Genomic DNA, 20,417 nt, shown 5'->3' with positions numbered 1-20,417 from the left:
GCGCATGGATTTCGGATTGACCCCGGACCAGGAGGCTTTTCGTCAGGCGGCCCGCGATTTCGCCCAGGGCGAGATGGCGCCGCACGCCGCACGCTGGGACGAGGATTCCGTCTTCCCCGAGGACACCCTGCGCAAGGCCGCCGGACTGGGCTTCGCCGGCATCTATGTGGGCGAGGACGTGGGCGGCTCGGCGCTCACCCGCCTGGACGCCGCCCTGATCTTCGAGGAACTGGCCGCCGCCTGCCCGTCCACCGCCGCCTACATCTCCATCCACAACATGGCGGCGTGGATGATCGACAGCTTCGGTAATGACGAGCAGCGCAGGCGCTTCCTGCCCGATCTGTGCGCCATGCGCAGGTTCGCCTCCTACTGCCTGACCGAGCCCAACGCCGGGTCCGATGCCGCCTCCTTGCGCACCAAAGCCGAGCGCGACGGCGACCATTACGTCCTGAACGGCACCAAGGCCTTCATCTCGGGCGGCGGGCGATCCGACGTCTATGTGGTGATGGTGCGCACCAATGGCCCCGGCCCCAAGGGCATCTCGTGCCTGGTGGTGGAGCCCGGCGCCAAGGGCCTGTCCTTCGGCAAGCAGGAGAAGAAGCTGGGCTGGAAGACCCAGCCCACCGCCAGCGTGATCTTCGAGGATTGCCGCGTGCCGATAGCCAACCGCATCGGCGCCGAGGGCGACGGCTTCAAGATCGCCATGAAGGGCCTGGACGGCGGCCGCATCAATATCGGCGCCTGTTCCCTTGGCGGCGCGCGGGCCTGCCTGGAGCACGCCATCGACTACACCGGCCAGCGCCAGCAGTTCGGCCAGGCCATCAGCGCCTTCCAGGCCACCCAGTTCAAGCTGGCCGACATGGCCACCGAACTGGAGGCGGCGCGGCTGATGATCCATCGCGCCGCCCATTCCCTGGACGCCAAATTGCCCGAGGCCACGCTCCATTGCGCCATGGCCAAGCGCCTGGCCACCGACGTGGGCTTCGCCGTCACCGACGCGGCGCTGCAACTGCACGGCGGCTACGGCTACATCAAGGAATATCCCATCGAACGCTATTTCCGCGATCTGCGGGTCCACCAGATCCTGGAAGGCAGCAACGAGATCATGCGGGTGATCATCGGCCGGGCGCTGACCAGCTAAGACACGTCAAGACAGGGAGAGCACACATGGCGAGCATCGGGTTCATCGGTCTGGGCAACATGGGGGCGCCGATGATGCGCAACCTGATCAAGGCCGGACACGCGGTGGCCGCCTTCGACCTGTCCGAGGCCGCCTTGAAGGCCGCCGCCGAGGCTGGCGCCACCGCCTGCAACACGGCCGTCGATGCCGCCAGAGGCGCCGAGGTGGTTGTCTCCATGCTGCCGGCCGGCGCCCATGTGACATCGGTGATGCTGGGTGAAGACGGCCTGTTCGCCGCCGCGCCCAAGGGCACCCTGTTCATCGATTCCTCGACCATCGACGTGGCCACAGCCCGGCTGCTGTCCGATGCGGCGGCCACGGCCGGTCACGCCCTGATCGACGCCCCGGTCTCCGGCGGCGTCGGCGGCGCCGAGGCCGGCACCCTGACCTTCATGGTGGGCGGTGCCGACGCCGCCTTCGCCCGCGCCGAGCCGATCCTTGCCGCCATGGGCAAGACCATCGTGCACGCCGGCGGCCCCGGCAACGGCCAGGCGGCCAAGATCTGCAACAACATGCTGCTGGGCATTTCCATGATCGGCACCTGCGAGGCCTTCGCCCTGGCCGAGAAGCTGGGCCTCGACGCCCAGAAACTGTTCGACATCGCGTCGAAGTCGTCGGGCCAGTGCTGGTCCATGACCTCGTACTGTCCGGTGCCCGGCCCGGTCCCCGCCTCGCCCGCCAACCGCGAGTACAAGGCGGGTTTCGCGGCGGCCATGATGCTGAAGGATTTGAAGCTGGCGGTCGAGGCCGCGCAAGTGGCCGGCGCGACCATTCCGCTGGGGGCCGAGGCCGCCCAGCTCTACGCCATGATGGCCGGCGCGGGCCAGGGCGGCCTGGATTTCTCGGGAATCATCCACATGCTGCGCGGCAAGGCCTGAACACGCTTGCACGGCAATTAAAAAAACGTATGCTCGTTTTCAAAGTGAATAAGGCTCACGCCAAGATGGGCCGTCAGGGTGGTTCGGGGCAGGCACCAAAAAAGGCGCCGCTCCGGTTCGGGAGCGATAGACGATGTCCGTATCGGATACACCGGTTCTGGAAGTGCGCGACGTGTCGCTGGCCTTCGGCGGCGTACGGGCGCTGACCGAGGTCAGTTTCCAGGTCAACAAGGGTGAACTGTTCTCCATCATCGGCCCCAACGGCGCCGGCAAGACCTCCATGCTCAACTGCGTGTCGGGGCGCTACAAGCCGACCGCCGGGCGGGTGTACATGGACGGCCGCGACGTGACGGGACTGAGCCCCAACGTGCGCGCCACGCTGGGGCTGGGCCGCACCTTTCAGAATCTGGCGCTGTTCGGGCATATGAGCGTGCTCGACAACATCATGGTCGGCCGCCACCACCTGCTCTCCAATAACGCGGTTTCCGGGGCGCTGTATTGGGGCACCGGGGCGCGCAAGGAAGAACTGGCCCACCGCCGCAAGGTCGAGGACATCATCGACTTCCTGGAGATCGCCCATATCAGGAAGGCGGTGGCCGGCACCCTGCCCTACGGCCTGCGGAAGCGGGTCGAGCTGGCCCGCGCCATGGCGGTGGAGCCCAAGGTCATCCTGCTCGACGAGCCCATGGCCGGCATGAACCTCGAGGAAAAGGAGGACATGGCCCGCTACATCGTCGACCTCAACGAGGAATGGGGCATGACGGTGATCATGATCGAACACGACATGGGGGTGGTCATGGACATCAGCCACCGCGTCATGGTGCTGGAATTCGGCCGCAAGATCGCCGAAGGGCTGCCCGACGAGATCATGAGCAACGAACGGGTCAAGGTGGCCTATCTCGGCGTCGACGACGACGAGCCCGCCCAGACCGGGGAGCAGGTGGCCTGATGAGCGAGCTTCTCGACACCACCATTCACGACACCTTTCCCAAGGCCCTGGTGCATAACGCCCAGCGCTGGCCCGGCGACATCGCCATGCGGGAAAAGGAATTCGGCATCTGGAACGCCTTCACCTGGTCCGACTACCTGAACCGGGTGAAGGATCTGGCCCTGGGCATGCTGTCGCTGGACGTCCAACGCGGCGACGTGGTGGCCATCCTGGGCAAGAACCGCCCGGAAAGCCTGTGGGGCGAGGTGGCGGCCCATGCGGTGGGCGCCATGAGCTTAGGCATCTACCACGATTCCATGAATGCCGAGGTGGCCTACCTGCTGACCTATACCGGGGCGGCCGTGGTGCTGGCCGAGGACGAGGAGCAGGTGGACAAGCTCCTGGAGATTTCCGAGCAGGTCCCCACCATCCGCCACATCGTCTATTTCGACCCGCGCGGCATGCGCAAGCACAAGGACCCGCGCCTGATCTCGGCCGAGGACCTGAAGGCCGCCGCCCAGAAGATCGCCGCCGCCAACCCGTCACGCTTCGACGAGGAAGTGGCCAAGGGCAAGGGCGACGACGTGGCCATCCTGTGCACCACCTCGGGCACCACGTCGAACCCCAAGCTGGCCATGCTGCAGGCCGGACCGTTCCTGCGCCACTCCACCGCCTATCTGCGCGCCGATCCCAAGGCGGCCGGCGATGATTACGTCTCGGTGCTGCCGCTGCCGTGGATCATGGAGCAGATCTACGCCGTGGCCCAGCCGCTGATCTGCCGCAACATCGTCAATTTCGTGGAAGAGCCCGAGACGATGATGGCCGACATGCGGGAAATCGGCCCCAATTTCGTGCTGCTGGCGCCCCGCATGTGGGAAGGCATCGCCGCCGACGTCCGCGCCCGCATGATGGATTCCACCCGCTTCAAGCAATGGATGTTCAATCTGGGCATGAAGCTGGGCATGGCGGCCCTGGACCGGGGCAAGCGCTCCAGGCTGGCCGACTGGATTCTGTTCGACGCCCTGAAGGACCGTATCGGCTTCTCGTTCCTGAAATCGGCGGCCACCGGCGGCGCGGCGCTGGGTCCCGACACTTTCCGCTTCTTCCTGGCCATGGGGGTGCCGCTGCGGCAGATCTACGGCCAGACCGAACTGGCCGGCGCCTATACCGTGCACCGGGAGGGCGACATCGACTTCGATTCGGTGGGCATCCCCTTCGACGACGCGAACTTGCGCATCGACAATCCCGACGCCAACGGGGTGGGCGAGATCGTGGCCACCACCGACGGCATGTTCACCGGCTATTTCCGCAATCCCGAAGCCTCGACCGCCGACATCGTCGACGGCAACTGGCTGAAGACCGGCGACGCCGGCTACATCAAGCCGGCCAACGGCCATCTGGTGGTGATCGACCGCATCAAGGACCTGGCCACTACGTCCCACGGCGTGCGCTTCTCGCCCCAGTTCATCGAGAACAAGCTGAAGTTCTCGCCCTTCATCGCCGAGGCGGTGATCCTGGGCGACACCAAGCCCTATCTCTCGGCGCTGATCTGCATCCGCTTTTCCATCGTCGCCAAATGGGCGGAGGCCAAGGGCATCTCGTTCACCAACTACACCAACCTGTCGGCGCAAGCCACGGTCTACGACCTGCTGCAGGCCGAGGTGGAGAAGGTCAACGCCACCCTGCCCGAGCCCCAGCGCATCCGCAAATTCCTGCTGCTCTACAAGGAACTCGATGCCGATGACGGCGAGTTGACCCGCACCCGCAAGGTGCGCCGCGGCGTCATCAACGAGAAATACGGCGACATCATCGATTCCATGTACGCCGACCGCCCCATGGTTCCCGTGGACGCGGTGATCACCTTCCAGGACGGCACCACCACCAGGGTCAAGACCGAGCTGAAGGTCGTGACATTGCTGCCGCCCCCCGCCCAACAGCTGGCCGCGGAATAGGAGAACGCATCATGGGTTCCTCGCTGTTTCTCCAACTCCTGGTCAACGGGCTGATCGTCGGCACGCTCTATGGCGTGGTCGCCATGTGCTTCGTCCTGATCTACAAATCCACCCAGGTGGTGAACTTCGCCCAGGGCGAGTTCCTGCTGATCGGCGCCTGGACCTGCTGGTGGCTGGTCACCAGCATGGCCCTGCCGTTCTACGTCGCCTTCCCCATGACCTTCCTGTTCATGATGGTGTTCGGCATCGCGCTGCAGATGATCGTGCTGCGCCCGCTGATCGGCGAGCCGGTGATTTCGGTGATCATGGTGACCATCGGCCTCTCGATCTTCTTCCAGGCGGTGATGAAGTCCATCTTCGGCGTGTGGGCCCAGCCCTTCCCCGAGATCTTCCCGGTCAAGTCGGTGGACATCCTGGGCCTCTCCGTCCAGCCCGCCTACCTGATGAGCCTGGTGGTCTCGGTGGTGATCATGGGAGCCTTCGCCTGGTTCTTCAAATACTCGCGCATGGGCCTCGCCATGCGGGCCACCGCCTTCAACCAGCAGGTGGCGCAAAGCCTCGGCATCTCGGTCAAGGCGGTATTCGCCACCGCCTGGGCCATCTCGGCCATGGTCTCGGCCCTGGCCGGCGTGGTGGTGGGCATGGTTAACGGCGTCTCGTCGGCCCTGTCGTTCTTCGGCATCAAGGTGTTCCCGGCGGTGATTGTCGGAGGCCTCGATTCCATCATCGGCGCGGTGGTCGGCGGCCTGATCATCGGCGTGCTGGAGAACCTGGCGGAATACGCCGACGGCCAGTACCTGCATGTGGGCAACCTCTACACCGTGGCACCGTTCTACGTGCTGGTCATCATCCTGATGATCAAGCCCTACGGCCTGTTCGGCACCAAGACCATCGAGAGGGTGTAAGGTCATGATCTCGTCCAGCCTCATTCCCTGCGGCCAGTTCAAGACCACCTACGCGGCCGATACCACCATCTTCCTGACGCCCGCGTCGCGGTACTGGTGCTTCGCCGGCATCCTTCTGGCCGCCGCCTCGCCCCTGGTGCTGAGCAATTACCTGCTGGCCCTGATGATCCAGATCGGCTTCTACGGCATCGCCGCCTTGGGGCTGAACATCCTGGTGGGCTGCACCGGCCAGATCAGCCTCGGCCACGCCGCCTTCTTCGGCTTCGGCGCCTTCGCCTCGGCCTGGCTGAACAACAGCTTCGGCGTGCCGGTGCTGCTGGCCATTCCCCTGGCCGGGGTGATGACCACCCTGCTTGGCCTCTTGTTCGGCATTCCGGCGGGGCGGCTCAAGGGCCTTTATCTCGCCATCGCCACCTTCGCCTCGCAGTTCATCCTGGAGGACTTCTTCGCGCGGGCCAACTGGTTCACCGGCGGGTCGAGCGGCGCCATGGCCAATCCCATCAGCCTGTTCGGCATGGAGCTGTCGGGCGACAAGTCGTTCTTCTACGTGGTGCTGTTCTTCGTGGTGGTGATGTACCTGCTGGGCACCAACCTGCTGCGCACCCGCGACGGCAGGGCCTTCGTGGCGGTGCGCGACCATTACCTGTCGGCCGAGGTGATGGGCATCAACCTCACCAAATACCGCATCCTGTCGTTCGGCATCTCGTCCTTCTACGCCGGGGTGGGCGGCGCGCTGTACGGCCACTATCTCGGCTACGTCTCGGCCGAGGGCTTCACCATCCTCTTATCCATCCAGTTCCTCGGCATGATCATCATCGGCGGCATGGGCTCGGTGATGGGCACCCTGATGGGCACCGCCTTCATGGTGCTGCTGCCCGAAGGCACCGAGGCCGCCGTCAGCACCATCAAGCACTTCACCGGCGACATCCCGGCCCTGACCAGCGCCCTGGCCTACATCAAGGAGGCCGCCATCGGCCTGGCCATCGTGCTGTTCCTGATCTTCGAACCCGACGGCCTGGTTCACCGCTGGCGCCTGATCAAGTCCTATTGGAAGCTGTATCCGTTCTCGTACTGACCAAGACCAACAACAAGAAGCTGAACTTGATTCACCGAAATCATGGGAGGAAATTCACGATGAAGCATATCCTGTTCGCCGGAACCGCCGCCGCCGCCCTGCTGTCCGCCGGGGCCGCCCTGGCCGCCGACGGCATCCTGGTCGGCCATATCGCCGACTATACCGGCGCCACCTCGGCGGTGGGCAAGCCCTACGGCCAGGGCATCGCCGACGCCATGAACTACATCAACGCCAAGGGCGGCGTCGCCGGCAAGAAGATCATCTTCGAGACCGTCGACTACGCCTACGAGGTGCCGCGCGCCATGGCGGCCTACAAGAAGCTGACCGGCTCGGACAAGGCCACCGCCATCCAGGGCTGGGGTACCGGCGACACCGAAGCGCTGATCAGCTCCGTGGCCAAGGACGAGATTCCGTACTTCTCGGCGTCCTATTCCGGCCACCTGACCGACCCGCAGGGCAAGACCTCGGTCAAGGGCGCGCCCTACAACTTCTTCTACGGCCCCAGCTATTCCGACGCCTGCCGCGGCCTGGTCCAGTGGGCGGCCGAGGACTGGAAGAAGAAGGGCATGGCCGGCAAGCCCAAGTTCGTCCACATGGGCGACAACCACCCCTATCCCAACGCCCCCAAGATGGCCTGCGGCGCCTATGCCAAGGAACTGGGCTTCGAGATCGGCAACGAGATCCAGTACTCGCTGAAGCCCGGCGACTTCAAGGCCCAGTGCCTGTCCTTGAAGGAATCCGCCGCCCATTACGCCTATCTCGGCAACACCTCGGGCTCGACCATCTCGCTGTTGAAGTCGTGCGAGACGGTGGGCGTCACCACCCAGTTCCTGGCCAACATCTGGGGCACCGACGAAAGCTCGCTCAAGGCCTCGGGCGAGGCCGCCGACAAGCTGGTCTGGGTGGTGGGCGCCGCCACCTGGAACGACGACGTGCCGGGCATGAAGCTGGTCAAGGAAATCTCCAAGGTCTCCGACGCCGGCGGCGCCGAGGCCCGCCCGGTGCACTACATCCGCGCCGTCTGCTCGGTGTTCTACATGAAGGAAGCCATGGAGATGGCCGCCAAGGCCGGCGGCATCACCGGCCCCAACATCAAGAAGGCCATGGAATCGGGCAAGAAGGACTGGGTCCCCGCCGGACTGGAAGGCGTCTGCCTGCCGTCCACCTGGACCAACGAGGACCATCGCGGCACCACCACGGTCAAGGTCTACCAGGCCGCCACCAAGGGCGGAACCATCGGCATGAAGCAGGTCTACACCGCCGAGATTCCGCGCCGCAAGGAATGGCTGGGCTGGTAACAGGGATTGCGGGCGGGACGTCCGCGCTCCGAGACACGCTCGTTTTGAGGAGCGCGGGCGTCCCGCCCGCCCATTTCCAATAGGACGCGACCATGGCTGAACCGGCATTGAAGCTTGCCCCCGAGGAAATCCTGCTCTCGGTGAACAACATCGAGGTGGTCTACGACGACGTCATCTTAGTGCTGCGCGGCGTCAGCCTGGACGTGCCCAAGGGCAAGATCGTCACCCTGCTGGGCCCCAACGGCGCCGGCAAATCCACCACGCTGAAAGCCATCTCGGGCCTGCTGGGCACCGAGGACGGCGAGGTGACGCGCGGCAACATCACCTTCATGGGCGAGGAAATCGCCAACCGCGCCCCGGAAGAGATCGTCCGGCGCGGCATCTTCCAGGTGATGGAGGGCCGCCGCATCATCGAGGATATGACCGTCATCGAGAACCTGCGGCTCGGCGCCTTCACCCGCAAGGACGGCGGCGCCGCCATCAAGGACGACATCGAAAAGGTCTTCCACTACTTCCCCCGCCTGAAGGAACGCACCGGCCTGGCCGGCTACCTATCGGGCGGCGAGCAGCAGATGCTGGCCATCGGCCGCGCCATGATGGCCCGTCCCAAGATGATCCTGCTGGACGAGCCCTCCATGGGCCTGTCGCCACTGCTGGTCAAGGAGGTGTTCGGCATCATCGAGACCCTGTGCGCCGAGACCGGCATCACCATGCTGCTGGTCGAGCAGAACGCCCGCATGGCGCTGAAGATCGCCCAGTTCGGCTACATCATGGAATCGGGCAAGATCGTGCTGGACGGAACCAGGGACGACCTGGTCAACAACGAGGACGTCAAGGAGTTCTACCTGGGCGGCGACAAGGAACGCAAATCGTTCAAGAACCTCAAGTCCTACAAGCGCAGGAAGCGTTGGCTGTGACGCCCTCCCACCGTCATGCCCGGACTTGATCCGGGCATCCTTGGATCGCCGGGTCAAGCCCGGCGATGACGCGGTTTTCAGTATGGATGCCAATATGACCGAGTACTACGATTCCCTGGAAACCCGCTCGGCCGACGAGCGCGAGGCCGCCCATTTCGAGGCCCTGCCCGCCCAGATCGCCCTGGCCAAGGCCGATGCGCCCGCCCTGGCCCGGCTGCTGGCCCATATCGACCCGGAGGCCGTCACCGGCCGCGCCGCCCTGGCCCGCCTGCCCGTCACCCGCAAGTCCGAACTGATCGACGCCCAGCAGGCCGACCCGCCCTTCGCCTCGCTGATCAGCACGCCCAAGGGCGAGTTGCGCCGCGTCTTCGCCTCGCCCGGTCCCATCTACGACCCCGAGGGCTGGGACAACGACTGGTGGCGCATCGCCCGCGCCCTGTATGCCGCCGGCTTCCGCCGCGGCGATTTGATGCACAATTGCTTCTCGTACCACTTCACGCCGGGCGGCGTGATGTTCGAGACCGGGGCGCACGCCCTGGGCTGTCCGGTGTTCCCGGCCGGCGTGGGCAACACCGACAGCCAAGCCAAGGCCATCGCCGACCTGAGGCCCGCCGGCTACGGCGGCACTCCCTCGTTCCTCAAGATCATCCTGGAGCGGGCCGAGGAGATGGGGCTCCCACATTCCTCCCTGACCAAGGCCTGCGTCTCGGGCGAGGCGCTGCTGCCCCCCTTGCGCCAATCCCTGAAGGATCTGGGCGTCGACGTCACCCAATGCTACGCCAGCGCCGATCTCGGCCTGATCGCCTATGAGACCCGGGCGCGCGAGGGATTGGTGGTGGACGAAGGCGTCATGGTCGAGATCGTGCGGCCCGGCACCGGCGATCCGGTGCCCGACGGCGAGGTCGGCGAGGTGGTGGTCACCAGCTTCAACCAGGATTACCCGCTGATCCGTTTCGCCACCGGCGACCTGTCCGCCGTCCTGCCCGGTGCCAGCCCCTGCGGGCGCACCAACATGCGCCTCAAGGGCTGGATGGGCCGCGCCGACCAGACCACCAAGATCAAGGGCATGTTCGTCCATCCCCGCCAGATCGCCGAGGTGGCCAAGCGCCATCCCGAGGTGATCCGCGCCCGGCTGGTCGTAGAGAAGGACGGCGAGAACGACCGCCTGATCCTCAACGTCGAGAGCACGGCCACCGGCCTGGAAGCGGCGCTGAAGGACTCCTTCCAATCGCTATGCAAGCTGAAGACCGAAGTGGTCTTCCACGCCCCCGGCGGCCTGCCCAACGACGGCATCGTCATTCAAGACAAGCGAGCCTGATCATGACCCTGACGCCTGAACTCGATCCCTTCAAGCTGGCCAAGGCCCTTTCGGGCAAGCATCTGATCGGCGGCGCGTTCATGCCCGCCGCCCTTGGCAAGACCTTTGCTGTGGACAATCCCGCCACCTGCGAGGAGATCGCCACCGCCGCCTTCGGCACCAGGGAAGACGTCGACGCCGCCGTGGCGTCGGCCAAGGCTGCCCAGAAGGAGTGGGCCAGGCAATCGGCCAGGGCGCGCGGCAAGCTGGTGGCCGAATGCGGCCGGGTGCTGGCCAACCATGTGGAGGAGCTGGGCCGTCTGGTGGCGCTGGAGACCGGCAAGGCGCTGCGCACCGAAAGCCGGGTCGAGGCCGGGGTACTGGCCGACATGTTCGTGTTCTTCGGCGGCCTGGGCAGCGAGTTGAAGGGCGAGACCATCCCCTTCAACCCCGACATGCTGACCGTCACGGTGCGCGAACCGGTGGGCGTGGTGGCCTGCATCATTCCGTGGAACGTGCCGCTGCTGCTGATGGCCATGAAGGCTGCCGCCGCTTTGGTGGCCGGCAATTCCGTGGTGGTCAAGTCGGCGGAGGAGGCGCCGCTGACCGTGCTGCGCGTCGCTGAGATCATGAACACCGTGTTGCCGCCCGGCCTGTTCAACATGCTGTCGGGCTTCGGCCCCGAATGCGGCGCGCCGCTGGTCGAACATCCCGACGTGAAGAAGGTGAGCTTCACCGGCTCGGTGGAAACCGGCCGCATCGTCTACAAGGCGGCCGCCGAGAAGCTGATCCCCGTGACGCTGGAACTGGGCGGCAAGAGCCCGATGATCGTCTGCGCCGACGCCGACATGGACCAGGCGGTGGCCGGCGCCCTGGCCGGCATGCGCTTTACCCGCCAGGGCCAGAGCTGCACCGCCAGCTCGCGCCTGTTCGTGCACGAGAGCATCCACGACGAATTCGTGGCGAAGGTGAAGGCCAAGGTCGACGCCATGGTGATGGGCGATCCCCTGGACGAGAAGACCGACATCGGCACCATCGTCTCGGACGGCCAGCTGGACCGGGTCCGGAGCTACATCAAGCTGGGCGAGGAGACCAAGGGCGCCACCAAGCACGTCTGTTCCGCCATGCCCGCCGATCCCAAGCTTAAGAAGGGCCGTTTCGTCCAGCCGGTGATCTTCACCGGCATGAAGAACTCGGACCGATTGTGCCAGGAAGAGATCTTCGGTCCGGTCTGCGCCGTCATCAAGTGGAGCGATTACGAGGAGGTCATCGCCCAGGCCAACGACAGCGAATACGGCCTGGCCGCCTCCATCTGGACGCGCGACATCAAGGTCGCCATGGACGCCACGCGGCGGCTGGAGGCCGGCTTCGTCCAGGTCAACCAGAACCTGGTGGTCCAGCCGACACTATCCTACGGCGGCGTCAAGACCTCGGGGATAGGCAAGGAAGCCTCGCTGGAATCCATGCTGGAGCACTTCACCCACAAGAAGACCATCATCTTCAACATGAAGTGAGGAAATCGCGTTCGGCCATCATGGCGAGACGGAGAGGAGCGAGATCGTTGGTGGTGACGTCCCACACGGCCCCCGAATCCACGGCACCGTATTCATGGGCGATGATGTTGCGCATTCCTCTCATTTCCCGCCAAGGAATGGAGGGATGCCGCTCTTCGAGCCCTGGGGCAAGGTGCCTTGCCGCCTCGCCGACAATGAACAACTGGTACGTCACCGCGCTGATCAGTATCTCGTCGGCGAGAAACGCCGGTTTGCTGGTTCGGCCGATGAAGTCCTCGATGCGGTTCAAAGCGCCGATGATATCATCCACCCGGCGGAGATGCCGGCTTCGCTCAGGCACGGAAGACATCGGCCTCATCCCGTTCGATGGCGGGAAGGATGCCCGGCTTCACCGACCGGCGCATGACCAGATCAACTTCACGCCCAAGCAGATCCGAGGCACCGTTCTGGACCCCACACAAGGTCAGAAGGCTAAATTTCGCCTCGGGATCAACGTCGATCACCAGATCCACGTCGCTGTCGGATCTGGCATCGCCTCGGGCAATCGAGCCGAACACCGCCAGACGCGTGATTCCCTTTCCCCGGAAGAAGCCCTCGTGCTCCTTCAGGATGGCGATCACCTCGGCAAGGGTCTGTGCGCGTCCCATACGGCGTATCCTACCAAAAACCCCCGTCTTCCGCAAAGGACAGCCCCATGACCGCACCCGACCCCATCGTCATCGTCGGCGCCGCCCGCACCCCCATGGGCGGCATGCAGGGCGACTTCGCCTCCCTGGCCGCGCCGGCCCTGGGCTCCGTCGCCATCAAGGCGGCGCTGGAGCGCTCGGGACTCGCCGCCGATCAGGTGGAGGAGGTGATCATGGGCTGCGTGCTGCCGGCCGGCCAGGGCCAGGCCCCGGCGCGGCAGGCGTCGCGCGGCGCCGGCATTCCCGACGGGGCGGGGGCCACCACCGTCAACAAGATGTGCGGCTCGGGCATGAAGGCGGCCATGTTCGCCCACGACCTGCTGGTGGCGGGCAGCGCCCGGGTGATGGTGGCGGGCGGCATGGAGAGCATGTCCAACGCCCCCTATCTGCTGGACAAGGCCCGCGCCGGCTATCGCCTGGGCCACGGCAAGGTGCTGGACCACATGTTCCTGGACGGGCTGGAGGACGCCTACGACAAGGGCCGGCTGATGGGCACCTTCGCCGAGCAATGCGCCGACCACTACAAATTCACCCGCGAGGCGCAGGATGCCTTCGCCCTGGCCTCGCTCGCCCGCGCCAAGAAGGCCATCGCCGAGGGCTCCTTCGCCGGCGAGATCGCGCCCGTCACCCTCAAGGGCCGCAAGGGCGACGTCCAGGTCGCCATCGACGAACAGCCGGGCAAGGCCATGCCCGACAAGATCCCCACCCTCAAGCCGGCCTTCCGGGACGGCGGCACGGTGACGGCGGCCAATTCCTCCTCCATCTCCGACGGCGCCGCCGCCCTGGTGATGATGCGCCGGTCCGAGGCGCAGAAGCGCGGGCTCCAGCCCATCGCCACCATCCTCGGCCATTCCACCTTCGCCCAGGCCCCGGCGTGGTTCACCACCGCGCCGGTGGGCGCCATCAAGGCGCTGCTGGACAAGGTGGGCTGCAAGGCCGGCGACATCGACCTGTGGGAGATCAACGAGGCCTTCGCCGTGGTCACCATGGCCGCCATGCATGACCTGAAGCTCGACCACGAGCGGGTCAACGTCCATGGCGGCGCCTGCGCGCTGGGCCATCCCATCGGCGCCTCGGGCGCCCGCATCCTGGCCACCCTGATGGCGGCGCTGAAGACCTATGGGTTGAAGCGCGGCGTGGCGTCCTTGTGCATCGGCGGCGGCGAGGCCACCGCCATGATGGTGGAGCTGACATGATCGACGAGCGCAGCGAGGAGTTGCGGCCAAGGGCCGGCGCGGCTTATGCCGCGAAAGCCAAGGCGACCGGAGGTCGCCGCCCGGCGATTGAGGGGCAAAAATCATGATCGCCACCGAGGAACAGCAGTTGATCCGCGACACGGCGCGGTCCTTCGCCCAGGAAAAACTCGCCCCCAACGCCGCCCGCTGGGACCGCGAGCACCTGTTCCCCACCGACGCCGTCGCCGAGATGGGGGCGCTGGGCTTCCTCGGCATGGTGGTGCCGCCGGAATGGGACGGGGCGGGGACCGATTACGTCTCCTACGCCATGGCGGTGATGGAGATCGCCGCCGGCTGCGGCCCGCTGTCGACCATCATGAGCGTCCACAACTCGGTGGGCTGCATGCCCATCCTCTCCTATGGCAGCGACGCCCAGAAGGAGGAGTTCCTGCGTCCCATGGCGCGGGGCGAGAAGCTGGGCTGCTTCTGCCTGACCGAGCCGGAAGCCGGCTCGGACGCCGCCGCCATCCGGACGAGGGCGCGCCGGGACGGCGACCACTACGTCATCAACGGCGCCAAGCAGTTCATCAGCACGGCCAGGAACGGCCAGGTGGCCATCGTCTTCGCGGTGACCGACCCGCAGGCGGGCAAACGCGGCATCTCGGCCTTCGTGGTGCCCACCGGCACGCCCGGCTTCAATGTGGTGCGCGTCGAGGACAAGCTGGGCCAGCACCTGTCCGACACCTGCCAGCTGGCCTTCGAGGACATGACGGTCCCCGCCGCCTGGCGCCTGGGCGCGGAGGGCGAGGGCCTGAAGATCGCGCTGGCCAACCTGGAAGGCGGGCGGCTGGGCATCGCGGCGCAAAGCGTCGGCATGGCGCGCGCCGCCTTCGATCACGCCTTGGCCTACGCCCACGAGCGCCGGCAGTTCGGCAAGCCCATCTTCGAGCATCAGGCGGTGGCCTTCCGCCTCGCCGACATGGCCACCCGCGTCGAGGTGGCCGAGCAGATGGTGCTGCACGCCGCCGCCCTGCGCGATGCCGGCAAGCCTTGTCTCAAGGAGGCGTCCATGGCCAAGCTGTTCGCCTCCGAGATGGCGGAACGGGTGTGCTCCGACGCCATCCAGATTCACGGCGGCTACGGCTATCTCGCCGATTTCCCGGTGGAACGCATTTACCGCGACGTCCGGGTCTGTCAGATTTACGAGGGAACCAGCGACATCCAGCGCCTGGTCATCTCGCGCTCGCTGGCGACCGCTTAAGGTAGGGGAACTTCGACCATGAAAGACATCCTCGTCCACATCGACGACAGCGAACGCTGCGCCGCCCGTCTGGACATCGCCATCGGGCTGGCCAAGAGCTTCGGCGCCCGGCTGACCGGCCTGTTCGCCAGGACCGAGAGCCACCGCCCCAGCGCCGTCGCCCACAAGGCCAGCGACCAGTTGACCCAGGCCCGTGACGCCGCCAAGGGCAAGTTCACCGCCGCCTGCGCCGCCGCCGGCATCACGTCGCGCTGGTGGCAGCTGGCCCATGGCGAACCCGGCCACGTGGTCAGCGAGACCATGTTCTGCGCCCGCTACGCCGACCTGGTGGTGATGGGCCAGTCCGAGCCCAAGAGCAAGCTGGTGCCCGAGGAAATGGTCGAGCACGTCATCCTCCATTGCGGCCGCCCGGTGCTGGTGGTTCCCCATACCGGCAGCTTCCCCAGCGTGGGCGAGCGCATCGCCCTGGCCTGGAACGCCGGCAAGGAAGCGGTGCGTGCCCTGAACGACGCCAAGCCGCTGATGGCCGCCGCCAAGTCGGTGACCGTGCTGTCGCTCCGCGGCCCCTCGGACGAAGCCTCCTCCGGCATGGGCGAGGTTCCCCAGGTGGACATCATCGACCACCTGGCCGCCTGCGGCATCACCGCCAACGCCGAACGCCTGGCCGGCGAGCATATCGGCAAGATGGACATGCTGCTGTCGCGCCTGTGCGACCTGGGCGCCGACCTGGTGGTCATGGGGGCGCACGGCCATTACGGCCTGTCCCTGAAGCGCGGCACCGGCACCCGCTACGTGCTGGCCCACATGACCGTCCCGGTGCTGATGAGCAACTGATGGCGGGCTTCACCCCCAAGGACCCCGACTACCGCGCCAAGGTGGAGGCCAGTTTCGCCCGGCAGGCGTTCCTGGCCACCATCGGGGCGCGCATGGCGGCGTTGGAGCCGGGGCGCTGCACCCTGGACATGCCCACCCGCCCCGACCTCGCCCAGCAGCACGGCTTCGTCCATGCCGGGGCCACCACCACCCTGGCCGACACCGCCGCCGGCTACGCCGCCTTTTCCCTGATGCCGGCCGGCTCGGCGGTGCTGACCACCGAGTTCAAGGTCAACCTGCTGAGCCCGGCCAAGGGCGACAGGCTGGTGGCCCGCGCCGAGGTGCTGAAACCCGGCCGCACCCTGATCGTGGTGCGCTCCGACGTCTACGGCGTCGAGGGGGACCGGGAAACCCTGGTGGCCACCATGCTGGCCACCATGATCTGCCTGGCGGATGCCGCCGACCCGGCCTGACACAGGAGTCCCGCGATGCCCCAGCCCGACCACGTCGTCCGCATCGACCTGCCCGAATCCAAGGACTACCCCGAGGATATCGCCGCCTATTTCGCCAAGTGCGACGAGAAGCTGGGCATGCGGCCCAACGTGCTGCTGGCCTATACGGCGCGGCCCGACAAGTTCCGCACCTTCTCGCGCTTCTACAACCAGCTGATGCTGTCCGAGGATTCTGGCCTCACCAAGCTGGAGCGCGAGATGATCGCCGTGGTCGTCTCGTCGGCCAACCGCTGCTACTACTGTCTGGTGGCCCATGGGCAGGCCCTGCGGCAGCTGTCCGGCGACCCGCAGCTGGGCGAGATGCTGGTGATGAACTACCAGGTGGCGGAGCTTTCCGCCCGCCAGCGGGCCATGCTCGATTACGCCTGGAAGCTGACCAAGACGCCCCACGACATCGCCGAGGCCGACCGCGCGGCGCTGCGCGCGGCGGGCTTTTCCGATGCCGACATCTTCGACGTCACCGACACCGCCGCCTTCTTCAATTACACCAACCGCATGGCCCACGGGCTGGACATGATGCCCAATCCCGAATACCACGGGATGAACCGCTGAGTTTCCTCGAGGGTATCATGAAGACGCGGATGATCGTTGCCGTCCTGGCCATGCTGCTTGGGGCCGGTCAGGCCATGGCCGAGCAGGTGCGCCTGACCTTCCTGCACGTCAACGACATCTACGAATACCGGCCGGTGGAGGGCAGGGGCGGGCTGGCCGAGCTGATGACCGTGCTGGAGCGGGAAAGGGGCCGCAATCCCAATCCGGTGTTCACCTTCGGCGGCGACCTGCTCAGCCCCTCGCTGGCGTCCAATCTCACCAAGGGCGCCCACATGGTGGAATTCTTCAACGCCCTCGCCCCGCTGGCCGCCGTGCCCGGCAACCACGAATTCGACTTCGGCACCGCCAATTTCATCGCCCAGATCAAGGCCTCCGCCTTCCCCTGGGTGGGCTCCAACATCGAGGGCGTCCAGGGGGTGAAGCCCTCGCTGCTGGTGGATGTCGGCGGGGTCAAGGTCGGCTTCCTCGGCGTGCTCACCCGCCAGACCAGCCGCATGTCCACCGCCGAAGGCGCCAGCTTCACCGACGAACACGCCACAGCCGAGGCCACCGTCAGGCAATTGCGCGCCGCCGGCGCCGAGCTGGTGGTGGCGCTGACCCATCTGGATTTGGACGACGACCGCAAGCTGGCCAACGCCGTCAAGGGCATCGACCTGATGCTGGGCGGCCACGACCACGACCCGGTCAGCATCCTGGAGAACGGCCCCCTGGTGCTGAAGGCCGGCCACGACGCCCATTGGGTCGGCGTGGCGGACCTGCTGGTCGACCGCCCCGACCCGGGCCGGACCGGCCCGACCACGGTCAGGACCGAGGGCTGGCGCTTCCTGCCGGTGGCGAACGAATCCCCCTCCCCCGCCCTGGCGGCGGCAGTGGCCAAGACCGATTCCCTGCTGGGCGAGGCGCTGGACCAGCCCATCGCCACCCTGGCCGCCGCCATGGACAGCCGCACCACCACGGTCAGGGGCGAGGAGGCGGCGTTGGGCAATCTGGTGGCCGACGCCCTGCGCGCCCATTTCGCCGCCGACGTGGCCCTGATCAACGGCGGCGGCCTGCGCGGCAACCGCCAGTACCCGGCGGGAACCAACCTCACCCGCCGCGACCTGCTGTCGGAGATGCCGTTCGGCAACACGGTGATGCTGCTGGAAGTCAGCGGCGCCCAATTACGGAGCGTGCTGGAATACACCCTGTCGGCGGTCGAGGCCAAGGCCGGCCGCTTCCCCCAGGTCTCCGGCCTTTCCCTCACCTACGATCCCGCCCGGCCGGCGGGAAGCCGCATCGTCAAGGCGCTGGCCGGCGGCAGGCCGCTCGACCCCAAGCACCTCTACCGCCTCGCCACCACCGACTATCTGGCGGGCGGCGGCGACGGCTATCAGGCCCTGAAGCAGGGCAAGGTGCTGGTCAACGCCGAGGCCGCGCCGCTGCTGGTCAACGTGGTGGTCGACTACGTGGCCGCCAAGGGCAGCGTGGCGCCCAAGGTGGAGGGACGGGTGGTGGCCGTGCGCTGAACCGCCGCCTCCAGAATACGCACGAAAGCCCTCACCTTGGCCGGACGGAACCGGGACTGCGGAAACACCACATGGATGCCGCCGGACGGCAAGGTCCAGTCGGGCAACAACTGGACCAACCGCCCGGCGGCAAGATCGTCGGCCACCAGGAAATCGGGCAGCACCGACAGGCCCGCCCCGGCGCGGACACAGGCGTGGACCGCCATGGTGGTATCCATGGCGATGCCGGATCGGACCTCGATCCGCCGGGTCTCGCCCCCGTCCTGATGCAGGAAGCTCCAGCGCCGCGGTTCGGGCAGGGCGGTATTGGCCACCCAAGGCAGAGCCTCGACATCCTCCGGGCAGGCCAGGGCTGAGACCCAATCCGGAATCCCCACCAGACATTGCCGGAAGGTGCCGATCCGCCGGGCCAGATTACTGGAATCGGCAAGCCAACCGACCCGGATGCTCACGTCGATGCGGGCGGCGACGATATCGAGGCGCGTGTCGCTCAACATCGCCTCCACCTCCACCTGGGGATGGCGCTGCCTGAAAATCGCAATGGCCGGCGCGACCACGGCGGCACCGTAATCAAAGGGCGCCGTCAACCGCAAGGTTCCCGTCGGCTCGCCGATGTCCTGAGTCACCGCCTGCACCGCATCCTCTGCCTCGTGCAGCAAGGCGGCGCAGCGTTCGTAGAAGACGGAACCGGCCTCGGTGGGATAGAGCTGCCGGGTGGTGCGCACCAGGAGCGCCACCCCCATCTCCTCCTCCAAGCGAGAGACCTGCTGGCTCACCACCGCCTTGGTGACGCCCAGCCGCTCCGCCGCCCGCGTGAAGGAACCGGCCTCGACCACCGTGGCGAAATAGGCCAGGCGATTGAGGTTGACCGATCGCCGCATCCGACCCTCCAACAGTTAAGCAAAAACATACAGTTTGTTAAATTATACGCTATTTATCCGCAGGCGACAGAGTGGGATGGTGATGGCAACGGAGATTGTCATGTCGCCCTCACCCGCCAAACCCATCCACCTCGCCTACCTGTTCGACCCCCTCTGTGGCTGGTGCTATGGCGCAGCCCCCAATCTGGCCCGTCTGCGCGCCCGATCCGATGTGGAGATGGAACTGGTCCCCACCGGCCTGTTCACGGGCAGCGGCGCCCGCTCCATGACCCGCGACTTCGCCGATTACGCCTGGGACAATGATCGGCGCATTTTCAGACTGACCGGTCAGGTTTTCAGCGCCGCCTATCACGACCAGGTGCTGGGTTCCATCGGCCGTCCCTTCGATTCCGGCCCGGCCATCCTGGCGCTGATGGCCGTGCGGCGTACCGAGCCCCAGCGGGAGTTCGAGGCCCTGTCGACCCTGCAGAAGGCCCGCTATGAGGACGGGCGGGACACTACCTCCCTGGACGGCGTGCGGAGCATCCTCGCCGCCCAAGGCTTCAAGGCGGCGGCGGCGGCGCTCGATCACCAGCCCGGCCACATTGCCGAACTGGCGCAAAGCGCCATCAGTCGGGGCCGAGCCCTCATGGCCGGCGTTGGGGCGCAGGGGGTTCCCACCCTGCTCATCCTGGAGGATGCCAACGCCACTCGCATCGACACCTCGACCCTGATCTCGGACCTGCCGCGCCTCCTCGCCATCCCCGATTAACACTGAAACGGAGCCTTCCATCATGCTCAGCAGAAGAGATGCCCTGAAGACCGCCATACTGGCCACCGCCGCCCTTGCCGCCTCGCCCGCCGCCCTGGCCGGCAAGGGCGGCGACCTCATGTGGAAGCATTATCCCGCCGACGAGCGTGGCTTCCTGCGCTCGCCTGTCCTGATCATGGGGGCCAAGGAAGCCATCCTGGTCGACAGCAGCTTCACCCTGTCCGACGGCAAGGCCATTGCCGACGATATCCGCGCCTCGGGCCGCAAGCTCACCGCTATCTATGTCAGCCAGAGCGATCCCGATTACTATTTCGGCCTCGGCCCATCCGTCGCCGCC

Annotated in this window: 20 protein-coding genes and 1 pseudogene; 18 read left to right on the top strand and 3 right to left on the bottom strand. The window is 66.5% G+C overall.

Going from position 1 to position 20,417, the window contains the following annotated elements; genetic code table 11:
• Positions 1 to 4 precede the first annotated feature (4 nt).
• The 10 genes from H261_RS15560 (at position 5) to H261_RS15515 (ending at position 11,944) form a co-directional block, all read left to right on the top strand.
• A complete protein-coding gene (locus tag H261_RS15560; RefSeq protein ID WP_008619313.1) occupies positions 5 to 1,141 on the top strand; it encodes an acyl-CoA dehydrogenase family protein in 1,137 nt (378 codons plus the stop codon).
• Positions 1,142 to 1,167: 26 nt separating this feature from the next.
• Positions 1,168 to 2,058 carry a 3-hydroxyisobutyrate dehydrogenase gene (gene mmsB / locus H261_RS15555; RefSeq protein WP_008619312.1) on the top strand — a complete coding sequence of 297 codons (891 nt, stop codon included), beginning with the start codon at positions 1,168 to 1,170 and terminating at the stop codon, positions 2,056 to 2,058.
• Positions 2,059 to 2,191: 133 nt separating this feature from the next.
• On the top strand, positions 2,192 to 3,007 hold the full coding sequence (locus tag H261_RS15550) for an ABC transporter ATP-binding protein (protein WP_008619311.1): 816 nt from the start codon (positions 2,192 to 2,194) through the stop codon (positions 3,005 to 3,007).
• A complete protein-coding gene (locus tag H261_RS15545; RefSeq protein ID WP_008619310.1) occupies positions 3,007 to 4,938 on the top strand; it encodes a long-chain fatty acid--CoA ligase in 1,932 nt (643 codons plus the stop codon). The genes H261_RS15550 and H261_RS15545 overlap by 1 nt, the downstream gene beginning before the upstream one ends.
• Positions 4,939 to 4,949: 11 nt before the next feature.
• Complete coding sequence (locus tag H261_RS15540; protein WP_008619309.1) at positions 4,950 to 5,843, top strand: branched-chain amino acid ABC transporter permease; 894 nt, start codon at positions 4,950 to 4,952, stop codon at positions 5,841 to 5,843.
• A 4-nt stretch (positions 5,844 to 5,847) separates the two neighbouring features.
• Positions 5,848 to 6,918, top strand: a complete 1,071-nt coding sequence (locus tag H261_RS15535; protein ID WP_008619308.1) for a branched-chain amino acid ABC transporter permease — start codon at positions 5,848 to 5,850, stop codon at positions 6,916 to 6,918.
• Positions 6,919 to 6,977: 59 nt separating this feature from the next.
• On the top strand, positions 6,978 to 8,216 hold the full coding sequence (locus H261_RS15530) for an ABC transporter substrate-binding protein (RefSeq protein WP_008619307.1): 1,239 nt from the start codon (positions 6,978 to 6,980) through the stop codon (positions 8,214 to 8,216).
• A gap of 92 nt (positions 8,217 to 8,308) precedes the next feature.
• Complete coding sequence (locus tag H261_RS15525) at positions 8,309 to 9,133, top strand: ABC transporter ATP-binding protein (RefSeq protein WP_085988775.1); 825 nt, start codon at positions 8,309 to 8,311, stop codon at positions 9,131 to 9,133.
• A gap of 94 nt (positions 9,134 to 9,227) precedes the next feature.
• Positions 9,228 to 10,451, top strand: coding sequence for a phenylacetate--CoA ligase family protein (locus H261_RS15520; RefSeq protein WP_040476659.1), 1,224 nt, complete (start codon positions 9,228 to 9,230; stop codon positions 10,449 to 10,451).
• Between the two features lie 2 nt (positions 10,452 to 10,453).
• Positions 10,454 to 11,944, top strand: coding sequence for an aldehyde dehydrogenase family protein (locus H261_RS15515; RefSeq protein WP_008619304.1), 1,491 nt, complete (start codon positions 10,454 to 10,456; stop codon positions 11,942 to 11,944).
• Here H261_RS15515 and H261_RS15510 read toward each other — a convergent pair.
• Together H261_RS15510 and H261_RS15505 are read right to left on the bottom strand one after the other, a co-directional pair.
• Positions 11,931 to 12,254 (bottom strand): HepT-like ribonuclease domain-containing protein, encoded by a 324-nt coding sequence (locus tag H261_RS15510; protein ID WP_235062947.1) that lies wholly within the window; start codon positions 12,252 to 12,254, stop codon positions 11,931 to 11,933. The two genes, H261_RS15515 and H261_RS15510, sit on opposite strands and share 14 nt — an antisense overlap.
• A 22-nt stretch (positions 12,255 to 12,276) precedes the next feature.
• On the bottom strand, positions 12,277 to 12,591 hold the full coding sequence (locus H261_RS15505; protein ID WP_008619302.1) for a nucleotidyltransferase family protein: 315 nt from the start codon (positions 12,589 to 12,591) through the stop codon (positions 12,277 to 12,279).
• 47 nt (positions 12,592 to 12,638) lie between these two features.
• Between H261_RS15505 and H261_RS15500 the strand changes: the two genes are divergently transcribed.
• The 6 genes from H261_RS15500 (at position 12,639) to H261_RS15475 (ending at position 18,448) form a co-directional block, all read left to right on the top strand.
• Positions 12,639 to 13,826, top strand: a complete 1,188-nt coding sequence (locus H261_RS15500) for an acetyl-CoA C-acetyltransferase (protein WP_008619301.1) — start codon at positions 12,639 to 12,641, stop codon at positions 13,824 to 13,826.
• Between the two features lie 103 nt (positions 13,827 to 13,929).
• A complete protein-coding gene (locus H261_RS15495; protein WP_008619300.1) occupies positions 13,930 to 15,066 on the top strand; it encodes an acyl-CoA dehydrogenase family protein in 1,137 nt (378 codons plus the stop codon).
• 18 nt (positions 15,067 to 15,084) lie between these two features.
• On the top strand, positions 15,085 to 15,900 hold the full coding sequence (locus tag H261_RS15490; RefSeq protein WP_008619299.1) for a universal stress protein: 816 nt from the start codon (positions 15,085 to 15,087) through the stop codon (positions 15,898 to 15,900).
• The gene (locus H261_RS15485) at positions 15,900 to 16,352 is read left to right on the top strand and encodes a PaaI family thioesterase (protein ID WP_008619298.1); all 453 of its coding nucleotides are present in this window, start codon (positions 15,900 to 15,902) and stop codon (positions 16,350 to 16,352) included. Before H261_RS15490 ends, H261_RS15485 begins: the two co-directional genes overlap by 1 nt.
• Before the next feature lie 15 nt (positions 16,353 to 16,367).
• Positions 16,368 to 16,943 carry a peroxidase-related enzyme gene (locus tag H261_RS15480; RefSeq protein WP_008619297.1) on the top strand — a complete coding sequence of 192 codons (576 nt, stop codon included), beginning with the start codon at positions 16,368 to 16,370 and terminating at the stop codon, positions 16,941 to 16,943.
• A 17-nt stretch (positions 16,944 to 16,960) separates the two neighbouring features.
• Positions 16,961 to 18,448 carry a bifunctional metallophosphatase/5'-nucleotidase gene (locus tag H261_RS15475; protein WP_152426904.1) on the top strand — a complete coding sequence of 496 codons (1,488 nt, stop codon included), beginning with the start codon at positions 16,961 to 16,963 and terminating at the stop codon, positions 18,446 to 18,448.
• Here the strand turns inward: H261_RS15475 and H261_RS15470 are convergent.
• Complete coding sequence (locus H261_RS15470) at positions 18,385 to 19,329, bottom strand: LysR family transcriptional regulator (protein ID WP_008619295.1); 945 nt, start codon at positions 19,327 to 19,329, stop codon at positions 18,385 to 18,387. The two genes, H261_RS15475 and H261_RS15470, sit on opposite strands and share 64 nt — an antisense overlap.
• Before the next feature lie 100 nt (positions 19,330 to 19,429).
• Between H261_RS15470 and H261_RS15465 the strand changes: the two genes are divergently transcribed.
• Both H261_RS15465 and H261_RS15460 read left to right on the top strand, forming a co-directional pair.
• Positions 19,430 to 20,080, top strand: coding sequence for a DsbA family protein (locus tag H261_RS15465; RefSeq protein ID WP_008619294.1), 651 nt, complete (start codon positions 19,430 to 19,432; stop codon positions 20,078 to 20,080).
• 22 nt (positions 20,081 to 20,102) lie between these two features.
• A pseudogene (locus H261_RS15460) lies at positions 20,103 to 20,417 on the top strand (MBL fold metallo-hydrolase); the annotation flags it as partial.

Source organism: Paramagnetospirillum caucaseum (genome assembly GCF_000342045.1).
GTDB lineage: Bacteria > Pseudomonadota > Alphaproteobacteria > Rhodospirillales > Magnetospirillaceae > Phaeospirillum > Phaeospirillum caucaseum.
This window is presented reverse-complemented; position numbering and strand designations above follow the sequence as displayed.